The organism is Dyadobacter sp. CY347 (assembly GCF_021502655.1).
GTDB lineage: Bacteria > Bacteroidota > Bacteroidia > Cytophagales > Spirosomataceae > Dyadobacter.
In genome coordinates this window covers 201,774-220,105 of sequence record NZ_JAKFFT010000010.1, presented here as the reverse complement: position 1 = coordinate 220,105, position 18,332 = coordinate 201,774, and the positions used below count along the sequence as shown (strand labels likewise).

Genomic DNA, 18,332 nt, shown 5'->3' with positions numbered 1-18,332 from the left:
AACAATTTTAAAAAATGGAAGAACAAGCCTCTACCGCTCGTGTGGCCCTGAAATACGGCGTGCTGGCGTCGGTGGTGATCATGATCTACACCACGATCATCAACATTGCCGGATTGTCGCAGAACAAGATATTATCCTCATTGGCGTTTGTTTTCATGATCGTGGCCATTGTTTTGGCTATGAAGGATTTTCGTGAGAAAAATCATGGTTACATGTCCTATGGCGAAGGGCTGGGGCTGGGCACATTGGTTTCTGCGGTGATGGGTTTGTTGAGTTCTGCATTCACTATGTTTTATATGCAGTTCATCGACAATACGTTACTAACCCAGGGAATGGATAAAGTGCGCGAGGATATGGAGCGGAAAGGCATGGACGATTCACAGATAGACCAGGCCATGGAGCTTTCTCAGAAGTTCATGTCGCCCGGAATTGTGTTTGCGATAGGCGTATTTGGCTATGTCCTCACCGGTTTGATCATTTCACTCATCGTAGCAGCCATTATCCGTCGCGAAAAGCCGGTTTTTGAGTAAATCCCGGAAGCATTACCGGTTTAAATTCTTTCAAAGTGTTTGCAATTTTTCAAAAGGAAATAGGGAGCTTTTTTAATTCCCTGATCGCCTACATTGTCATGGCCGCTTTCCTGACCGCGGTGGGCCTGATCGTGTGGGTTTTTCCTGACTCCAATATTCTCGATTATGGTTATGCAGACCTGGGCTCGTTCTTCCAGCTGGCCCCTTATGTGCTGCTTTTTTTGATTCCCGCCATTACCATGCGTTCCATCTCGGAAGAAGCACGGAACGGGACATTGGAATTGCTTTTGACAAAACCATTGCGAAACAGCGAGCTCGTCTTAGGCAAGTTTTTTGCCAACTGGATCCTCGTCGCGATCACCCTTTTGCCTACACTCATTTATTATTACAGCGTTTACAAACTGGGAAGCCCGGAAGGCAATGTGGACTCTGCGGCTGTTTTCGGTTCCTATATAGGCCTTCTGCTATTTTGCGGCGTGCTTGTTTCCATGGGCATCTGGACTTCTTCTCTGACTGATAATCAGATCATCGCATTCATTGTATCCGTCTTTATTGCGTTCGTTTTTTATGTAGGTTTTAGTGCTTTGGCACAACTTGCAGGAGTAGGAATGGCCTCTGAATTGCTTAATTGGGCAGCACTTGATCAGCAATATCTCGCGTTGGGAAAAGGGCTTGTCGATTCCCGAAACATCATTTATCTCCTCAGCCTCATGGCTTTGTTCCTGTTTCTCGCCTATTTAAGGATTGAAAAAATAAGGAAATAGGGGTTTTTTGAAAGGTTTCGCCAAGAGTTAGCCCCCTATTGATCTTTTCTCTTGTGTTGTTCGTATATGAAGAAAAAAACACACTAAGAATGAACGCACTATATGTCCACGTCGAAAGGCCTCCTTTATCGCAGGTAATCAGCGTTTTTGATGGCTTAAACCCGCTCACAATAATTTATAATAACGGTGACCGGTTCTTCAGAAATTTCGTTAGATTGCCAATTCATAACATACAATTAAATGTTAAGCAACTCTTGGCGACTAGTAAGTTAAAATACTCGGAAGAGGAATTGGTGTTAGCTCTGAAGCGAAACGAGCGAACAGCTTTTGAATTTCTATACGACCATTACTCAGGCGCTTTGTTTAATATCATTTCAAAGACATTGAGGGACGAGGAGCGGGCCGCGGATGTATTACAAGAGTCTTTCTTAAAAATCTGGAAAAATATTGCTTCCTACAATCCGGAGAAAGGCAGACTGTTTACATGGATCATGAATATTGCACGCAATGGTGCGATAGATGCCGCCCGGGTGGAGGGAAGAAAACCAGCGATGGATGATATCGAAAACAAGGCAGTCCTGAACGAAAGGGACGTGTATGAAGATTCACTGACATCAAGTTCGGAGATGAAAGCAATTGTGAACATGCTGAGGCCCGAAAGGAAGATCCTCATCGACATGGCCTATTTTCAGGGATACACGCATGAAGAAATATCCGAGGAGCTGAGTATCCCGTTGGGAACTGTCAAATCAAGGATCCGAACAGCATTACAAGAGTTAAAACAATACTTTGCAGTATGAATATCCAAGCCTACATAGAGTCCGGTATATTAGAGGAATATGTATTGGGCACTGTTTCTCCGCAGGAAAAACAGGAAGTGGAGTGCATGTCTCATATTTACCCTGAGATCAAGGAAGAGCTGCTACGGACTGAAAGCGCATTGGAAGAATATGCACTGAAACATCAGACGCCGCCTCCTGCTTCATTGAAAGAGTCGCTTTTTGCCAAAATGAATTTTGATTCCGCACAGGAAATAGAAGATAACAATACCGACCAACAGCCTGAAAATACAGACATTGAACCAGCAACCGTGATCAGCACAATGCGCCCCGTGCCGCAGGATGAGCCGAAGGTGATTGAGAATGCTTTCAATAGCGTGGAAACGAAGGTGGTAACACCCGTATGGGCTAAATTGGCTGTTGCGGCATCTATTTTGCTTGCAATATTCGCTGGCTGGTCTGCGACTCAAATGTCCAAAGTGAAGAAAGAAAACGAGGAGATAGCTTCCAAAATGGGAACAATGGAGCAGGCATTCAGCTACGCGCAGTCACTTGCCAGCCTTTACCGCAATCCGGAGTACAAAACGGTGCATCTGGCCGGATTGGAGAAGTCGCCTCAGAGTTCGGTTTCCGCATTCTGGCACACTTCAACCAACCAGGTTTTGCTGGATGTACAAAACTTGCCAAAACCGCCATCCGGAAAGCAATATCAGCTTTGGAGCATCGTGGATGGGAAGCCTGTAGATAATGGAATGATCGATCAGGAATTCTCAGGAAGAGTTCTTAAAATGAAAAATACAAAACCAGGAGCAGTCGCTTTCGCCATTACCTTGGAAAAAGAAGGCGGTAACCCCACCCCGACGATGGAGGAAATGTATGTGATGGGGAAAGTTGTTTAAATAGCATGAAGCGTAGAAACTTCCTCGGAAGCATCGCCTTGTGAGGCAGTTTGATTCGAATAAGGGATATAATATTAGAACCAAGATCAGGATTCTTTGCAGCAGTCGGAAGACATTGCAAAGAATCTTTTTTTTGAGCGTCTCTCCCAAACGCCGCGTGTAGCGGTAGGCGTTCTGGATGATATGTTCACGGTCTGCATTTTTAGCTAAGTTGACGTTCTCATTGGAGCATAGAATCCCTAATCGAAGAAAACAAGGCATTCATCATGGCTAAATGGAAAGAGTATCATGGAAATTGAAATAAGAAAAGTTTGGTTCAGGGATGATAATATATTTATCCAAACCATAACGGGTGAAGAGCGTAGCCATCCGATAAAGTGGTTCCCAAGATTATTAAATGCATCTAGCGAAGAAAGGGAACGCTACGAATTATCTCCTTTCGGAATTCGTTGGGAGGAGCTTGATGAAGATTTGAGTTTTGAAGGGTTCTTTTGTTTTTCTAAGCAGCAGGCACCAACCAGTTCCACGACATTGTAGGCGTAGGCTATTGCCACATTGACCCGATTCACAGTAACAGAGGCGACAACTACATTGATTTCGCCTCATTACCATCCCAAATTTTCCTAGGCGCCCATCCCCATACGCATGGAAAACCTACTTCCGTCTAATAAGAACATCGGCACTACGCACATTACTAATGGTTGTTATCGTTTGTATCCGGTTGAATGGAGCATTGGTTGCTGGGGAGAAAAAGGTTGCGCCGCGGGTTGTGCGGGAGCGGGAGGAGTTGTTGAGTGGGTTTCAGGGGTTTTTGGTTGGGGAGGGGGTTGAGTTGGAGTGGTGATGAACGTAGATCTTTCTACTAATAGACAACTTAATGATTGTTAGACTGCATACATATATAATAGGTAGATAAAAGATACACTTTTGAACAGATACAGCTTTGAATTCTTATTGTAATTAATTCCGTACATTCGAAGATATAAAGCTCCAACTATGAAACTATAGATATGTCAAATAACAATGACCAGTATATTTGACCTCCAAGATAAAACTTGTTTAAGTTTTGTTTCAAATTTTAATCGAATTGATAAATTTCTCGCGTCTTTCAAACAGGAATTTACATCAATCGTTGGATATCACTCTACTAAAATAAATGATGAAGAGCTTGAAGCGATCAAGTTGAAAGGTCTTAATACTAGTAATGTCGCACTACTTAACGAGAAAGCCGTCAAACGTTTTATCCAACCCGATGATTCAGTTCATTTGAAAACTCGAATCAAGAACTTTATCGATGATTATTTTAGGCAAACTCAACACATAGATCTGGGAGAAGTTAATTTTTATTTGGATAAACAGCTTTGGTGCGATGGCTATCAATATCTACTTCTTGGTCCCGAGGGTCTAATTGAATTGGCAGACAAATTACGTGAAGAATTCAATCTATCATTTAGAGATAGAATGTTAAAATTTGGCAAACCAGCGATCATTCATGTTTCTATTCCCGTCAGAAATGTCGAGTCGCGCTGGATAGAAGGGATATTTGAATATAAAAATAAAGGATGGCCTGATTGCTGCTTAGTAATTAAGCACAATTTAGATCCTGAGTATATCACAAATATTGAATTTGTGTCACCTCCGGACAATTGGCTACGTATTCCAACTTACTAGTTAAAGTATTGATATAAAGCGGTTAGCAATGATTCCTAAGCATGTAATTGACAGGAGAAAAGGTATAATTGGTATAATGATATGGATAGGAATTCTTTCCATATGTATGACTTTATACGCATTGTATCTTGGAAAGTGGTCAGAAGCAGTATCGTCATTAGCTGTCAGCGCGGCTATCGTATCTGCAATTTTCGCTTTTGAAGTTGTTCATCAGGCAAGCCTTAATCAATTGCCACAGCTTATTGCTAAATTTGACTGTGAAAGTCGATATCAACTTATCCAACTGGTTTTACAAAACATTGGTGGAAGTACAGCTTATAATGTTCGATTATCATGGATGGAAAAATACGGATCCAGTGAGAAAATTTTTCCTAAGCCAAAATGTATTTACGGCGGTTTTGTTGCCATTCATCAAGATCAAGAATTCAATAGATTAATTTCATTACATAAAGGAGAATCTCATTTCATCACGGTGGATGGCTATTACCAGTTCTACGAAAAAAATGAAGCCCCGACTAATTATATCGGGAGAGTATCCTTCACTGATCAAATGATTGGAGGCAATGAATACAACATTGATATTCCTCTGTCAATGGAAGAATTTAGAATTACGTTGGATCACAACAAAGAATCAACCAAAGCTGAGTATAGCATTATGAAGCTCCCTGGAAAACTAGATGAGATTGCAAAGCAGCTGTCAATATTCAATAGTAAAATTGGTGTTTTTAACGAAGGTGAGTAGTGTTTCTTTTACTATTATGAAATTGAGTAGCATTTTTTTTTTGAAATAAACAAGATATTTGATCGAGTAGAGGATGGCCTGCTATTGTTCAAGCAACCATTCAATCTCCACCCGCAAAACCGGCAAGTGCCTCACCACAATCCCCCAAATAACATCATCTGAAACCGAATCATAACCGTGAATGATCCGATTACGGGTGTCGACGAGTTTACGAGAATTGGTTATTTGAATGGTGGCATCTTTCTTAATGATACGGCTCATTGCTTCGCCGATAATTTCAATGTTCCTTTCGACTGCGCGTTTTGTGCGTAAGTCAGCTTGATAGTTTGCAAATAGCATTGATCGATCAGCGAAGAAGCTTTCGATTTCTGCGATTGCATTAAGGATGTCGTAGAGCCAGGATTTGATCTCAATGTCCATACACAAGCTGCTTCTTTTGATTTACATTTTGCAAGAAATAGGGATTTTTGATCGCCTTTTCTTCGAGCAGATCGACTTGACGTTGGAAAATGTCTTGTAAGGAAAATTTGAAATCGAAGTAATTGTCGGCGTAATCTTCGACTTCCATAGGAGTGAAGTCTACAATCAGATCAATGTCGCTGTCTTTGTCGAAGTGATCAGTAAGAACAGAACCGAATGCGTATAAGCTTTTCACCTTGTGTGCTTTACAAAGTTTTATGATAGCTTGTTTATATCTTTCCAGCATGTTCATTTCATTGTCATTTCTTTTCAATGTATGAAAATCCTCCGGCATAATCTTCACAATTTTGTCGCCTCTCATTACGACTAAGGGAGAATTCTTCTGTCTTTTAAATTCAAGAACACTTTCAAATGTCTTTTTCATTCCCAGACGTATCTTCTGCTCTAAATCCTGAAACTTTTCCTCTTCCGTCATAGCGATTCTGAATTTAATTTCCCTCCAATCAACCGCTCCAACCGCCCCATCATCTCATCCTTCTCCTTCAACATCCGCTCATACAAAGCAATCTTCTCCTCATGAAGCTGAATGAGCTTGTCAAGTGGGTGAAACGTTGGATTGTTATTCACAGCATTCAACATTGAGCTGTCATTAAATGTATTCGCAATAATATTCACAGCCTGTTCCTCATCATAATTCTTTATCGCCTCGACGGGCATTTTTAATATTGCTGAAACCTGCTCCAAAACGTCGGAATCAATCCTTTCTTTTTGTTCTAGTAAAGAAACCTTTTGCTGGTTCCAATCGCTGCCGAGCTCCATGGCAAGAACGTCTTGTTTCATTCCGAGCATTTCGCGGAAGCGTTTCAGGTTGCGGCCTTCGTGGATTTTGGGGTTTGGTGTAGTATGTGTCATGCGGGAAGGTGGTTGGTTAAAAAGGCAATTTATATAAATCTATCGGGAAGTTTCCGAGTATTTTACACGCATTTTGGCGTACGATACGGGCCGGATGCAGTGCGTTATGTTTGCAGGAATTCCGTGATTTGTCATCATACAAACCGGAAGCCGCAAAAACACGGCTCTTATCACACATTAAAACCAAAAAGATGGAAACAATAACACACACTGGCGTATCTCCCGACGCCAAATGGATTGCCTATGGAAAAGCCGTCAACGACCTCCTCAGTAGCAGCACCGCCGAAAGCTGGAACCGCGAACTCTGGACCATGTTCAGCGGCTTCATGCTCGCCCAAAACGAAATGGGCCGCTCGGAGAATTTGAGTAACACTTACTTTTCGTTTAAGGAGTTGTTGGAGTTTTTTGAGCGGGTGGAGAGGATTCGGAAGGGGAAATGATCTTTTATTTGTAAGCCAAAAATTTTAAGTAACTTGTTGGTTAATAGCGAGTAATAATGTCGCAATTCATTAACTACACATGTTATGAGAATAATAATTCTACTTTTTGGATCTATTGTTTTTAGTTTTTCGGCTATCGCGCAGCAACGGGCTCCACGCTGGGAATTTGGCATTCAAGCTGAATACGGTCGGGATTATTATCATAAAGAAGCCGCACCTATGGGCTCTTATGAGGGTGCTATCATTGATTTTTCGTCGAATCGCTCTTGGGGAGCGGGGTTCTATTTTGAAAGGTCTTTGAATCCGCGATGGTCTGTGCTGGGCCAAGTGGGTTATGCGCAAAAGAAAGTGCATCCGCAGCTTTTCCATATGTATAATCAAACTGCATCGCAACATTTGTTACGCGAAGTGCATCATAGGAGTGCTGTTGACGCTGGTTTACGACTGTATCTCAATCCTCCGTCCAAGATCCGCTTATTTGTGGATGGAAAGTTGGGTGCAAATGTTTTCATGTCTGTTGTCCAGCATGAAAGCACCTACGGCAGAAGGGTTCGCGGCAATGTCTTCGGCTTCCAACGCGTCGCTCCCGTCGCATCAGCTTCATTAGGAATCAAATGGTCACGGCTAACCGTCTCCGCAGAATATCGGGACGATTTGACGGTGTCGAAACGGATTGGTGGGATGAGTGAAATTTCGGGTAAGGGTATTTTTGGGAAGGTTGGGTTTGCGTTGTTTAGGGGTGGGATGTAGTGATAAACCGTTCATTCATTCAGTTCGGCCGGAAGGAAAGTCTGGATGCCTTTATTTGGGAAATAGGATTACATAGCATAAGTTGTTCGATCCTCTTCAATCCAATCCCTCGAATGTTATGAAATCGATAACCTTTCTTTTCCTTTTAACCATTTGCACTTCACTACACGCTTGGGCACAAGCTCGTTGGGAATTAGGTGTTCAATTAGAGCACGGAAGAGATTGGTATGATCGAGAATATTACAACTGGGGAGAACTTCCTAGCGGCTACATTGAAAACTTTCCGACTTATTATTCAAGCGGTGCCGGCATTTATGCAGAGCGTGTTATTAATCCGAGACTTTCTGCTCTGGGGCAAATCAGCTATCAACAGAAGAAAATGCACGTCGATATGTTTGATGAAGCGAGCAGAACGCATGGGAGCTGGATCACCAAAGAAATTCATCATCGTGGAGCATTAGATGCTGGGATCCGGTGGTATGTTAATCCAAAATCAAAAATAAGGCTTTTTATTGATGGAAAAGTGGGAGCGAATATGTTCATCGCGGCTGTGCAGCGGGAAGCAAAGCTTGACGACATTGTAAACCACGACGCTTTCGGTTACGATCGAATCACTCCTTTTGCAACCGGAACAATAGGAGCGAAATGGCAAAGGATGAGTGTTTCCGCCGAATATCGGCAGGACTTAGCTGCCGCGAAACGAGCAAGGACCGGGACGGGGATAATGGGTAGGGGCGTTGTTGGAAAGGTGGCTTTTGCTTTGTTCAGGGCCGGAAAGTAAGACTTATTACTTGATTTGCAGTCGGCAAAGTCAAGCCGATTGCAACGCCTCACTTTGCAAAGGCCGAAAATGCTGAATCGTATCGCGCTCCACAGCTTTTTCCGCATGCCAAAGATCATAGCTGCGCTGGATGTCGAGCCAAAACTCTGCGCTCGTCCCAAATGCTTCGGACAAGCGAACACACATTTCCGAACTGATTCCCTGATGCTCATTCAGAATATTGGAAAGTGTTTTGCGCGTTATACCTAGGCCTTTGGCAATTTCAGCCTGGGTGTAGTTGTGCCCGGTTTCTTCTTTCAAACCGTCAATCGTTTCTTTTATTAGCGCCCCGGGATGGGCTGGTCTCATTCCTCGTTTCATAGATTCTCGTAGTTAGTGATAGTCCAGGTAGTCAACATTGTAAACGTCGCCTTCTTCAAACCTGAAAATGATTCGCCAGTTTCCAGACACATTTACGGCATAGAATCCCTTCAGTCTACCAGAAAGTGGATGCAATCTCGATCCGGGCGTACCAATGTCATCCAATGATTTCGCAAATTCCAACCGCGTCAGAATATTACGAATCCTATTAGTGTGTGTGGCAGGCAATTTCGCGGCATCATCATCTTCAAAAAACAGCCGCAAGCCTTTGTGTTGGAAACTCTTGATCATTAACACAAATGTAACAGGGTATGTTACATTTGCAAATTGTTTAGGTAAAAAAAGCGAGCGGGTTTTCACCCGCTCGCTTAGCATTAACAGATATTATCTCAAAATCACTTAGCCTCCTTCAAAGCCAACGTCGTCAAATAATACTTCGCAATCATATTCGGCACCTCCCACCTAGGCAATTGCCCAGCCTTCAAATACTCCATATATTTATTAGCAACCTGCGCGAAATGGGCTTCGTGCCCATTATCATATTTGGCAGGAATAGTTACTTCCCAGCCCGCTGCGTTCTTTTTCAACTCAATGCCAGGATATTTTCCCTGAACCATTTTGAAGCTGTTAGCCACGGCATCTTCGTAGGCTTTGCCTTTGTCAACGGTTTCAATGTAAAGCACAGGTTTATATTTCTGCTCTTCGCCCTGGCGTACGATGAGGTTGGCTTTGGAGCCTTTCATGATGGAGTAATGCGTGTCGCCGGTGCCCTCGGGAGCTTGGAAATTCCAGAGTACTGATACTTTGGCGTGGACGCCTTTGACGGTGTAATTCATTGCTCCATTGGCATAAACGCTTAATGTTGTATCTTTTACGTCCTTGCTCAGGAAGTCGGGGAAGTTATCGCTTTTGGTTACGAGCTTGAATTGTGATTTGGTAACCTTCGTAGCGGTGCGTTTTGCGGAAAGGAGTTTAATGTCTTTTTCGTAGTCCAATTCGGTGTTTGGGAAACAGCTCCATTGTACGAGATCCACCAAGTGCGTGGTGACGTCCACCATGCCTTCACCTTGTTGTTTTACATCGAAAAACCAAGTCGGGCGCACTAACGGTTCGCCGGAAATGTATTTGAAAAAATGGTGAACACTTTCTTTGGCGACTGCTGGATTTTCTGCTGTTCCTTTTTGCAGTTCACCGAAAATGTCGGGCATATTAGCCAGTTCGCGTTGTAATGCATTGGTGATCTCATAACGCTCGGTCATGATGTCGTAAAGGAGCACTTTGTTTTTTTCGGCGCTTGCGAATGCTTCTTTCAGTTTTTCAAAACCAGCAGCATCAATAGCCATTGGTTTGTCTGCAAGCACATTCAGTCCCGCGTCAACGGATTGCTTGATATAATCGGTCTTTTTTTGATTATTTCCAGCCAGTATGACCACATTTCCCTTCTTTTCTGAAAGCATTTTTTCAAGAAAATCAGAACCTGTGTAAACTTCCTCTTTCCAGCGAGTGGGGTCTTTGGGACTTGCATTGTATTTCTCTACTTTATCCAGATATGCCTTTACATCCGGGCCTTCGGATGCATATACATGCACCACCGAATCAACGTCCGGATACATGGATTTCTGAACAAGTGCCGCATGAAAGTGCCCTGGCTCGACCACGATCAGGCTTAAAGGTTTTTTTGTTGCTTCGTCTTTGGCTTCTTCTTTCTTCGTATCACATCCCTGATTTAATGCCATAGCGCTCATGAAAGCGATTGTCAAAAGTGTATTTCTCATGTTGGTGGATTGAGGTAATAATGCAAAATAGGCCCAAAAATGATGTTACGCCTGACTGTAAGACGAAATTTCTTTCAGCTTCCCTGAACTGGCTTTATCAATAAATAAAATCGCACTGGGATGTTTGCGGAGGATCGTCGACGGATATTCTTCCTGGATTTCCTCAGCAACAGTGTGGTAAATAGCCTGCGCTTTTTTCTCGCCCGGAACCATCGCAAAAGCATATTTTGCCTTCATTAATGTCGGGATTGTGAGTGTTAATGCAGTTTGCGGCACTTCGTCAAATGTATCAAAACAAGCATCATTCACTTGTTGCTGACGGCAAGCATGGTCCAGATCAACTTGCTTTACAATTAAAGGATCATCAAAAAACGCCACGTGGGGATCATTAAAAGCTAAATGCCCATTTTCTCCTATGCCTAAACAAACAATATCAATCGGATTTTCCTCCAATAGCTTTGCATAACGATCGCATTCCGCATCAATATGTTCCGCATTTCCATTCAGATACGAAACCGATTTAAACGGCACAAAATCGAATAATTTGACTTTAAGAAAATTGCCGAAATTCTGTGGTGCGTCATCGGGGAGACCTACATATTCGTCCATATGAAATGCATTGATTTTCTCCCATTGAATTCCTTTTTCCTCTTTTAATGCTGCCAAAAACTCATTTTGAGACGGTGCAGAAGCGAAAATGATATTAACCGAATCTTTTATCTGTTGTAACTCACGGATTTTATCAGCAACCATTTTGGCTGCATTAAGTCCCATTTCTTGTCTGGTGTCGAAAATTTTTATTTCCAAATCGTCAACCTTCATAATTTGTGTCTTTTAAAATTGCTTGTCGTAAATAACCCTGCCTCTTACTATGGTCTTTTGAATGTTGATGTCGTTGTCGAAAATCACAATATCCGCGTCTTTGCCCGCGACTAATGTTCCTTTTTTATGATCGACGCCCATGATACGCGCAGGTGTAGCCGTCATCATCCGCACGGAATCGAGCAGGGAAACGTCCGCCATTTGAACCATATTTCTGACCAATCGGTCGGTCGTAGAAACGCTTCCGGCGAAGGAAGTGCGGTCCGGTAACTTGGCGACGCCGTCTTCTACGATGACTTTCAGGCCGTTTTTCAGCGAACCTAATGTGCTTTCGCCTTCCGGCATTCCGGCTGCGCGCATGGCATCGGTGATCAGTGCAATGCGGTCGGGACCTTTTATTTTGTATATCAATTTCAAAAGCGGGGCTGGCAAATGCACACCGTCGGCGATGATCTCCACGTCCATATCGAGCAAAAAGGCACTTTCAATGGTCCCGGCGTAGCGAAATGCATTCTTGCGCGTCACACCGGACATGGCTGAGTATAAGTGCGTTGCGAGTGTGTAACCATTCTCATAGGCTTCGAGCACTTCTTCATAAATGGCATCTGTATGCGCCACGGCCGCCAGAATTCCTTTTTGTTTTAATCTTTTACCAAAATCAATGGCTCCCGGAAGCTCAGGCGCTGCGCTCCAACGGGCGATCGAAGAGGAGTAAGCCAGCACTTCTTCATATTCCTTTGGGTCAGGATTGCGGATATAACGCGGGTCCTGCGCACCTCGCTGACTTAATGCGAAATATGGCCCTTCCAAGTGCATTCCCAGGAACTGGGCGCCTTTTAAGTTTGTAGCATTGGCCTCTTCGTAATTGTCCAGCGTTTGCAGCAGATCCTCTTTTTCGCTGGTCAACGTCGTGGGAACCATAGCTGTGGTTCCGTATTTGGCGTGCGTTTCGGCAATGCGTAAAAAGGCATGTACCGTCCCGTCCATAAAATCGTAGCCACCTCCTCCGTGAATGTGCAAGTCAATGAAGCCCGGCGCAATGTAATTTCCGCCCGCATCAATGATCTCCGCATCCGGAAAATCGACGTTTCCTTCGTGTATGCCCAGGATCACGCCATTTTCAATCAGCAATGTTCCGTTTCTAATGTAGCGGAACGGGGTGATGATGTGACCGTTGGTTATTTTCAATTTCATAAGCAATGTGTTAATTCCTGTGGGCAGATTTTAGAATCCCCATTTTCTCAACTTATGCCCTTTCACTGCATAAAAAACGAGATATAGATAGCAAGGCATCAGCACCCAGTAAGCTTGCCGCACATCCAGCGCATCCGCGAAATAGCCGTAGAAAAGGGGCATAATAGCATTTCCGCAAAGTCCCATGATCATGATCGAAGCGCCAAGCTTGGTAAACCGGCCCAGATCATCCAGCGCCAATGGCCATATGCCCGCCCAAACCAGCGAATTAGCCAGTCCAAGCAACACTACAAACCAGATTGAAACGTCTGCCGCATGTCCCAGGAAGTGAATTTCGCCTTTTGCAAGAATGATCAGCAATGTAAAAATCGTCCCCAGCAATGTACATATCCTGAGCGCCGTAACCTGACTGATGTATTTCGGAATGACGGTAATCCCAATCAAATACCCGCAAATGGTGCAGAAAAGTGTGTAAGAAGGAAAAACCTTCGCTTCCAGCAGATCAATGCCCATCGAATTCGCATAACCAATGATGGTGTCAATGGCAATTACCTGTGTTCCAACGTGCAAAAAGATCGCTAATGCGCCCAGAATAAGATGCGGAAATTGGAAAATGCTCGTTTTGCCCGCATTAGCGGTTGCCAGATGCTCACTTTCATGCTCCGTATCAATCTCGGGCAAAGGTGATTTGTAAACTAAAAAACCAAGGATGAACAGAAAGCTTCCCAGCCCAATGTAAGGGTTAATCACTCTTCGTACCAGCTCGTCGAGGGCTGCGCTGCGTTCAATGTCCGTCATCGAGCCCAGCTGTTGGAACATGGCCGTGTCAGTAGGACGGAGGATGACGGCTGCAAAAACAATGGGCGACAAAATGCCTGCTGCCTTATTGCAAATCCCCATCATGCTAATGCGCTGGGCGGCACGTTCCTTGGCGCCGAGAATGGTAATGTAGGGATTAGCGGCAGTCTGTAAAATAGCCAAACCAATCCCAATCGTAAAGAGTCCAAGCAAGAAAATCTCATAAGTCCGCGACATCGCAGCGGGCACAAAAATGAATGCCCCCAAAGCCATCGCCCAAAATCCAAACATCATCCCTTTCTTGAAACCTACTGTTCTCAGCAAGTAAGAGGCGGGCACAGACATCACGAAATACGCAATGTAAAATGCAAATGCAACCAAATAAGCTTGAAAACTGGTAAGCTCACAAGCGATTTTGAAGTACGGAATGAGAATCGAATTCACCCAGGAAACAAAGCCGAATATAAAAAACATCAACCCGATCAGAAAGATCGAGATCATCGTTTCCCGCTTCGAAAGATCTTCAACTTTGATTGCTACAGAGGCGTTGTTCATGTGTTTGGGCGTCAAGCCTCGGACTGAAGTCCCGGGGTAAAATATCTAAATCCCCTGACGGGGATAATGTTACTGGCTAGTGTTAAATCCCCGTCAGGGGATGACAATCTCATTGCCCTGGATTTCAATCCAGGGTTTTGGAATAAGCCTTGGATTCAGACTGAGCTAATCTTGAACTAGGCTTGTCTAATTTGAAACTGAGCTAGATTAAACTAAACTAAACTTTTCCAAACTGAGCTAAACAGTCGGTTCCCAGCCCTTTTGATATTCTCTTTTCCAGAGTTTTTGGGCTTCTTTGTTATTTTTGATGTGGCCGTTTGAGGAGTCTATATGCAATGTTCCCTCAGTTCGGTAGGCGATGTTGCCGAGCTGCGCGAGCAACGTGCTTTGGTGTCCGCCAACGATTTCAGAAGCCAGCGGCGTTCCTTTTTTAATGGCATCAAAGAAGTTTTGAATGTGCAATGCATCCAGACCCTGCGACGGGTTCATCTTATTCCTAGGATCAATCACAAAGTCATTTTTTACTTCCTTAATCACCTTGTTATCAAGCCCGTAAATGGTGTAAGTGTTGCCTTCGCCGATTTGCAATGAGCCTGTTTCCCCATAGAAAATCACCCCTACGCTGCTGCCTTCATTAGTCCGGCCGTTACAGCTTCTGCCTTCCCAGGACATAGCCGTGTTATTATCAAATTGAAGATTAATGATCTGCGTATCAGGTGTTTCCCAGTCATCCTTGTAACGGTAACGCCCACCTGAGGAAGTAACGCGATTGGGATACTCAACCTGCAATCCCCAGCGCATTAAGTCCAGCATGTGCGTGCCATTGTTAAGCGCTTCACCCGTTCCCCAGTTCCAGAGCCAGTGCCAGTTGTAATGGATCAGATTATCCTTATAGGCGCGGCGTGGCGCAGGCCCTTGCCATAATTCATAATCCAGCCAAGCAGGAACGGCAGTCTCCTTTCCCACGCCAATCGACACCCTGTTATTGGTATACCAACCTTTTACAAAATAAGCACGCCCAATCGCACCATTATGAACCTCCTTAATACCCGCTGCAACATTCGGCCAGGAACGGCGCTGGTTGCCCATTTGGATCACATTCTTATATTTTTTAGCGGCCGCGATCAGCATTTCGCCTTCGTTCGGGTTGTGGCTGCAAGGTTTTTCGAGGTAAACATGCTTACCAGCTTTGGAAGCCAAGATAGCCGCCGGCGCGTGCCAGTGGTCGGGAGCAGCGATTACCAATGCGTCCATATCCTTATTTTCCAGTGCTTTACGAAAATCAGGCGTGTTGGCCGGCTTGGATTTTTGAATGTCGTTGACTGTATTAATGCATTTTTCTGCTGCTCTCGAGTCAACATCAGAGATCGAAACGACTTCACAATTGGGTTGTAAAGCATAGTTGGATGCCAGCGCCAGGCCACGGCTGTTCACGCCCATTACGCCGACGCGGACTTTTTCATTTGCACCAATAATTTTCGCATAACTTTTTGGACTGAAACCCGGGAGAATGCCACCAAATGTAAGCAACGCACTTCCCGCCAGCGTCTTTTTTATGAAATCCCTTCTCTGCTCACTGGTCTTATCCGGGGCGATTTCAATGTTTTTTTCAGGATTATTTTTCATAGGAATAAGGTTTTGGAATAATCTCGGTTTCATCGGCCTTTTTTGGCTTTATTAAGCACACTTTCCAGCATTACGCTTTTTCCGCCTTGCCGTTTGCTTTCGTCGGCGGCCTCCATGAATGTAAATATTTCTATTGTTTCCTGAGGCGTCACAGGCATTTCGCCGGTTTTGAAATATTTAATAATATCCATCAAAAGCGGCTCATAACCAGCATAAGGGCCCAAAACTTTGTTGCCTTCCTCGGTAAAAACCGTCCCGCCGTAATCGTGTTTGCCGGTTCGCGTTCCACGGAATGTTCCCGTCCGGCCATCGCCCCAAATTCCGACGACAATGTCTGTATCAGGCGTGCTTACCCGCGTGACACTTTTGCAGCCTGTTCCCATGACGGTGTAAAGCGTCTCCACGCCGTGAACGCCATACCAGAAAAAGTCAGGATGGGTTTTTTCCAACACCGCCGGGCTATATGTGTCTGCGCCTAAAACTTTGGTTTTATCTATATTTTCAACTCCTTTGATATAACGTAGTGATGAAGCCGAGAAAACGGGGATTTTGTATTTTTCGGCAGCATTGTAAATCGCGATTGTGTCTGATAACGAGCCTGCTACGGGTTTGTCGATAAACATTCTTTTGCCCGCTTTGAACACTTCCAGTGCCTGCTCCAGATGCAGCCTGCCGTCATTGGTTTCCAAAAGGATCACGTCCGTTTCGGCCAGCAGTTCCTGGATCGAACCCGTGATTTTTACGCCCAATTTTTTCACTTCTTCAATGTAACCGGGAATGCGTTTTGTGCTGGATTCAATGTCCTTGCTTCCCTGCGGATAGGCTGCTGTGACCTTGTATCCGTCATAAACAGGATCCGGTTGGGCAGCATTTAGCGCTTTTGTAAATGCAATGCTGTGAGAAGTGTCCAGGCCAATAATGCCCACTCTTTTTCCGTCGGCAGGCTTGGCATCAGCAGGCAAATATTTTAATAATCCCAAGCCCGCGCCAGTTGCAACAGTTTTCAGGATGAAGTTTCTTCTATTCAAATGCATAGGTCAATAGGAAAGTGTTCAGGAGCGTTCGAAAACCCGGGTACGTACCCGTAAATATAGGAACATTAATTTGTTTATAGCCTACTGTCTAATTTGATTATAAATTATTTTGAAATAAATCAAAAACAAAGGTCATTATATGGGTGTTGACTCAAAATGCATCAATTCTGGTAAAATGCCTGGTTCTCTTTTGTAATAATGTCAATGGGCATAAAATGGACCTTTTCAACCGGCGTGCCTAGCACCAATGTCTGGTATAAAGCCATTAATCCACGGTAACCCTGCTCTTCGGGTTTGTGGCAAATCAGAAAATCAATTAGCCCTTCATTCAAATACCGGATGTTTTCTTTCAGAAAGTCGTAGCCGATCAGGGAAATGTCGTTTCGGTTCTCTTTTTCAAGAAAAGATGCGACCGCCGAAACGCGCGAATTGGTTACAAAAATAGCCTCGATATTCTCATGCGAATGCAAGATGCGTTTAAGGTCACGCGTCACCGATAAATTATCCGTGTCCTTAATGTCGGCCTTAATGATTTCGCCCGGCAGGTTATGATCTTTGAAATAAGTCCTGAAACCTTCTTCGATTTGCAGATAATTATAAGTGTCTGTGTCTTTTGAAATGTTGACAACCAGCACTTTATGCTTTTCTTTTAAGCGGTAAGTCAGCAATTTGGCGCCTACATAGCCGCTTTGAAACAAATGTGGGCCTATATAGGCCAGATTTGCCTGATCCGGAATGTCGGAATCAATGAATGTGAATGGGATTTTTAACTTATTACAGTCTGCGGCGAACGCACGTGCTTCCTCAACAAACGAAGGCGCAACCAACACGCCATCAAAAGTGCCGGCCAGGATTAATTTCGTTTGTTCCGTAAAAGAATTATGATCATTTAAATCAAAAAGAAATGTGCTTACCTGAACACCATATTTCTTGATCTCATTTTGAGCGCGGACGATTCCTTTGAGCGGCGCTTCCCAAAAATCAGTTTCCTCAGAAACCTTTGGAATCAACACAGTCAGGGAAATAATCTTCCGTGAAGCCAACCGACTTGCTAATATATTTGGCTGATAATCAAGTTCTTTAATGATCTCGTTGATCTTCTTTTTGGTTTTTTCAGAAACGCCGGTGCGGTTGTGGATCACCCTGTCTACCGTTGCAATCGAAACATTCGCCCTCCGCGCAATTTCTTTTACGCCAAAATAAGTATTGTCTTTCTCCATCCCGGAAAATTAGTAATAATAGATGTCCAAAGAAGTTGTATTTCAAAAAATCTACCTGTCGGATAAGCTTTATTGCCAGCGCCTATTGTTTGTTTGATTTTAATATCTTTATTTTGTCTATCAAGTAAGTAGATTATGCTTTTAGATCGCATTCAGGATAGATGTTATTGAACCCTGATACCCTATTAGACAGCTCAGGTCCGACTTGCCGGAATTTTCGGTGGTTGTCAATTCATGCCAGTCGTCTGGGCTGTCGTAGG

Annotated in this window: 23 protein-coding genes; 11 read left to right on the top strand and 12 right to left on the bottom strand. The window is 43.9% G+C overall.

The window, feature by feature from the left end:
• Positions 1-14 precede the first annotated feature (14 nt).
• The 8 genes from L0659_RS23930 (at position 15) to L0659_RS23895 (ending at position 5,385) form a co-directional block, all read left to right on the top strand.
• Entirely contained in the window at positions 15-530 is a 516-nt protein-coding gene (locus tag L0659_RS23930) for a DUF4199 domain-containing protein (RefSeq protein ID WP_235129097.1), read from the top strand.
• 35 nt (positions 531-565) lie between these two features.
• Positions 566-1,294: a gliding motility-associated ABC transporter permease subunit GldF gene (gene gldF / locus L0659_RS23925; RefSeq protein WP_235129096.1), complete on the top strand. Its 729-nt coding sequence runs from the start codon at positions 566-568 to the stop codon at positions 1,292-1,294.
• Between the two features lie 293 nt (positions 1,295-1,587).
• Positions 1,588-2,094, top strand: coding sequence for a sigma-70 family RNA polymerase sigma factor (locus L0659_RS23920; RefSeq protein ID WP_310590715.1), 507 nt, complete (start codon positions 1,588-1,590; stop codon positions 2,092-2,094).
• A complete protein-coding gene (locus L0659_RS23915; RefSeq protein ID WP_235129094.1) occupies positions 2,091-2,972 on the top strand; it encodes an anti-sigma factor domain-containing protein in 882 nt (293 codons plus the stop codon). The genes L0659_RS23920 and L0659_RS23915 overlap by 4 nt, the downstream gene beginning before the upstream one ends.
• Before the next feature lie 288 nt (positions 2,973-3,260).
• Positions 3,261-3,509 carry a DUF2442 domain-containing protein gene (locus L0659_RS23910; protein ID WP_235129093.1) on the top strand — a complete coding sequence of 83 codons (249 nt, stop codon included), beginning with the start codon at positions 3,261-3,263 and terminating at the stop codon, positions 3,507-3,509.
• Between the two features lie 108 nt (positions 3,510-3,617).
• Positions 3,618-3,803 (top strand): FAD-dependent oxidoreductase, encoded by a 186-nt coding sequence (locus L0659_RS23905; RefSeq protein WP_235129092.1) that lies wholly within the window; start codon positions 3,618-3,620, stop codon positions 3,801-3,803.
• 192 nt (positions 3,804-3,995) lie between these two features.
• The gene (locus tag L0659_RS23900) at positions 3,996-4,643 is read left to right on the top strand and encodes a DUF5105 domain-containing protein (RefSeq protein ID WP_235129091.1); all 648 of its coding nucleotides are present in this window, start codon (positions 3,996-3,998) and stop codon (positions 4,641-4,643) included.
• A gap of 106 nt (positions 4,644-4,749) precedes the next feature.
• The gene (locus L0659_RS23895) at positions 4,750-5,385 is read left to right on the top strand and encodes a hypothetical protein (protein ID WP_235129090.1); all 636 of its coding nucleotides are present in this window, start codon (positions 4,750-4,752) and stop codon (positions 5,383-5,385) included.
• 81 nt (positions 5,386-5,466) lie between these two features.
• On the opposite strand, the gene L0659_RS23890 is transcribed toward L0659_RS23895, so the two are convergent.
• Genes L0659_RS23890 through L0659_RS23880 form a run of 3 tightly spaced genes read right to left on the bottom strand, consistent with a single transcriptional unit; the run spans position 5,467 to position 6,717 of the window.
• Entirely contained in the window at positions 5,467-5,805 is a 339-nt protein-coding gene (locus L0659_RS23890; protein WP_235129089.1) for a DUF86 domain-containing protein, read from the bottom strand.
• Complete coding sequence (locus L0659_RS23885) at positions 5,795-6,280, bottom strand: nucleotidyltransferase family protein (RefSeq protein ID WP_235129088.1); 486 nt, start codon at positions 6,278-6,280, stop codon at positions 5,795-5,797. The genes L0659_RS23890 and L0659_RS23885 overlap by 11 nt, the downstream gene beginning before the upstream one ends.
• Positions 6,277-6,717: a helix-turn-helix transcriptional regulator gene (locus L0659_RS23880; protein ID WP_235129087.1), complete on the bottom strand. Its 441-nt coding sequence runs from the start codon at positions 6,715-6,717 to the stop codon at positions 6,277-6,279. The genes L0659_RS23885 and L0659_RS23880 overlap by 4 nt, the downstream gene beginning before the upstream one ends.
• 191 nt (positions 6,718-6,908) lie before the next feature.
• Here L0659_RS23880 and L0659_RS23875 point away from each other — a divergent pair, with 191 nt between their 5' ends.
• The 3 genes from L0659_RS23875 (at position 6,909) to L0659_RS23865 (ending at position 8,688) form a co-directional block, all read left to right on the top strand.
• Positions 6,909-7,157 carry a hypothetical protein gene (locus L0659_RS23875; RefSeq protein ID WP_235129086.1) on the top strand — a complete coding sequence of 83 codons (249 nt, stop codon included), beginning with the start codon at positions 6,909-6,911 and terminating at the stop codon, positions 7,155-7,157.
• An 84-nt stretch (positions 7,158-7,241) separates the two neighbouring features.
• Complete coding sequence (locus L0659_RS23870) at positions 7,242-7,907, top strand: hypothetical protein (RefSeq protein ID WP_235129085.1); 666 nt, start codon at positions 7,242-7,244, stop codon at positions 7,905-7,907.
• A 118-nt stretch (positions 7,908-8,025) separates the two neighbouring features.
• Positions 8,026-8,688, top strand: coding sequence for a hypothetical protein (locus L0659_RS23865; RefSeq protein WP_235129084.1), 663 nt, complete (start codon positions 8,026-8,028; stop codon positions 8,686-8,688).
• 30 nt (positions 8,689-8,718) lie between these two features.
• On the opposite strand, the gene L0659_RS23860 is transcribed toward L0659_RS23865, so the two are convergent.
• The 9 genes from L0659_RS23860 to L0659_RS23820 form a co-directional block, all read right to left on the bottom strand.
• Positions 8,719-9,048, bottom strand: a complete 330-nt coding sequence (locus L0659_RS23860) for a HigA family addiction module antitoxin (protein WP_235129083.1) — start codon at positions 9,046-9,048, stop codon at positions 8,719-8,721.
• Positions 9,049-9,060: 12 nt separating this feature from the next.
• Entirely contained in the window at positions 9,061-9,339 is a 279-nt protein-coding gene (locus L0659_RS23855) for a type II toxin-antitoxin system RelE/ParE family toxin (protein WP_235129082.1), read from the bottom strand.
• A gap of 104 nt (positions 9,340-9,443) precedes the next feature.
• The gene (locus L0659_RS23850; protein WP_235129081.1) at positions 9,444-10,823 is read right to left on the bottom strand and encodes a putative oxidoreductase C-terminal domain-containing protein; all 1,380 of its coding nucleotides are present in this window, start codon (positions 10,821-10,823) and stop codon (positions 9,444-9,446) included.
• A 45-nt stretch (positions 10,824-10,868) separates the two neighbouring features.
• Positions 10,869-11,645, bottom strand: coding sequence for a glucosamine-6-phosphate deaminase (locus L0659_RS23845; protein WP_235129080.1), 777 nt, complete (start codon positions 11,643-11,645; stop codon positions 10,869-10,871).
• A gap of 12 nt (positions 11,646-11,657) precedes the next feature.
• Entirely contained in the window at positions 11,658-12,839 is a 1,182-nt protein-coding gene (gene nagA, locus L0659_RS23840; protein ID WP_235129079.1) for an N-acetylglucosamine-6-phosphate deacetylase, read from the bottom strand.
• Between the two features lie 30 nt (positions 12,840-12,869).
• A complete protein-coding gene (locus L0659_RS23835) occupies positions 12,870-14,192 on the bottom strand; it encodes a sugar MFS transporter (protein WP_235129078.1) in 1,323 nt (440 codons plus the stop codon).
• 237 nt (positions 14,193-14,429) lie between these two features.
• Positions 14,430-15,818, bottom strand: a complete 1,389-nt coding sequence (locus L0659_RS23830) for a Gfo/Idh/MocA family protein (protein WP_235129077.1) — start codon at positions 15,816-15,818, stop codon at positions 14,430-14,432.
• A 29-nt stretch (positions 15,819-15,847) separates the two neighbouring features.
• Complete coding sequence (locus L0659_RS23825; RefSeq protein WP_235129076.1) at positions 15,848-16,852, bottom strand: Gfo/Idh/MocA family protein; 1,005 nt, start codon at positions 16,850-16,852, stop codon at positions 15,848-15,850.
• A gap of 161 nt (positions 16,853-17,013) precedes the next feature.
• A complete protein-coding gene (locus L0659_RS23820; RefSeq protein ID WP_235129075.1) occupies positions 17,014-18,072 on the bottom strand; it encodes a substrate-binding domain-containing protein in 1,059 nt (352 codons plus the stop codon).
• Between the last annotated feature and the right edge of the window lie 260 nt (positions 18,073-18,332).

Coding starts and splice junctions, on each gene's coding strand:
- L0659_RS23830 (WP_235129077.1), bottom strand. CDS start 15,818: ATGAAAAATAATCCTGAAAAAAACATTGAAATCGCCCCGGATAAGACC.
- L0659_RS23855 (WP_235129082.1), bottom strand. CDS start 9,339: ATGATCAAGAGTTTCCAACACAAAGGCTTGCGGCTGTTTTTTGAAGAT.
- L0659_RS23865 (WP_235129084.1), top strand. CDS start 8,026: ATGAAATCGATAACCTTTCTTTTCCTTTTAACCATTTGCACTTCACTA.
- L0659_RS23820 (WP_235129075.1), bottom strand. CDS start 18,072: ATGGAGAAAGACAATACTTATTTTGGCGTAAAAGAAATTGCGCGGAGG.
- L0659_RS23850 (WP_235129081.1), bottom strand. CDS start 10,823: ATGAGAAATACACTTTTGACAATCGCTTTCATGAGCGCTATGGCATTA.
- L0659_RS23915 (WP_235129094.1), top strand. CDS start 2,091: ATGAATATCCAAGCCTACATAGAGTCCGGTATATTAGAGGAATATGTA.
- L0659_RS23895 (WP_235129090.1), top strand. CDS start 4,750: ATGACTTTATACGCATTGTATCTTGGAAAGTGGTCAGAAGCAGTATCG.
- L0659_RS23835 (WP_235129078.1), bottom strand. CDS start 14,192: ATGAACAACGCCTCTGTAGCAATCAAAGTTGAAGATCTTTCGAAGCGG.
- L0659_RS23845 (WP_235129080.1), bottom strand. CDS start 11,645: ATGAAGGTTGACGATTTGGAAATAAAAATTTTCGACACCAGACAAGAA.
- L0659_RS23905 (WP_235129092.1), top strand. CDS start 3,618: ATGGAAAACCTACTTCCGTCTAATAAGAACATCGGCACTACGCACATT.
- L0659_RS23870 (WP_235129085.1), top strand. CDS start 7,242: ATGAGAATAATAATTCTACTTTTTGGATCTATTGTTTTTAGTTTTTCG.
- L0659_RS23900 (WP_235129091.1), top strand. CDS start 3,996: ATGACCAGTATATTTGACCTCCAAGATAAAACTTGTTTAAGTTTTGTT.
- L0659_RS23910 (WP_235129093.1), top strand. CDS start 3,261: ATGGAAATTGAAATAAGAAAAGTTTGGTTCAGGGATGATAATATATTT.
- L0659_RS23885 (WP_235129088.1), bottom strand. CDS start 6,280: ATGACGGAAGAGGAAAAGTTTCAGGATTTAGAGCAGAAGATACGTCTG.
- nagA (WP_235129079.1), bottom strand. CDS start 12,839: ATGAAATTGAAAATAACCAACGGTCACATCATCACCCCGTTCCGCTAC.
- L0659_RS23930 (WP_235129097.1), top strand. CDS start 15: ATGGAAGAACAAGCCTCTACCGCTCGTGTGGCCCTGAAATACGGCGTG.
- L0659_RS23890 (WP_235129089.1), bottom strand. CDS start 5,805: ATGGACATTGAGATCAAATCCTGGCTCTACGACATCCTTAATGCAATC.
- L0659_RS23825 (WP_235129076.1), bottom strand. CDS start 16,852: ATGCATTTGAATAGAAGAAACTTCATCCTGAAAACTGTTGCAACTGGC.
- L0659_RS23875 (WP_235129086.1), top strand. CDS start 6,909: ATGGAAACAATAACACACACTGGCGTATCTCCCGACGCCAAATGGATT.
- L0659_RS23860 (WP_235129083.1), bottom strand. CDS start 9,048: ATGAAACGAGGAATGAGACCAGCCCATCCCGGGGCGCTAATAAAAGAA.
- L0659_RS23880 (WP_235129087.1), bottom strand. CDS start 6,717: ATGACACATACTACACCAAACCCCAAAATCCACGAAGGCCGCAACCTG.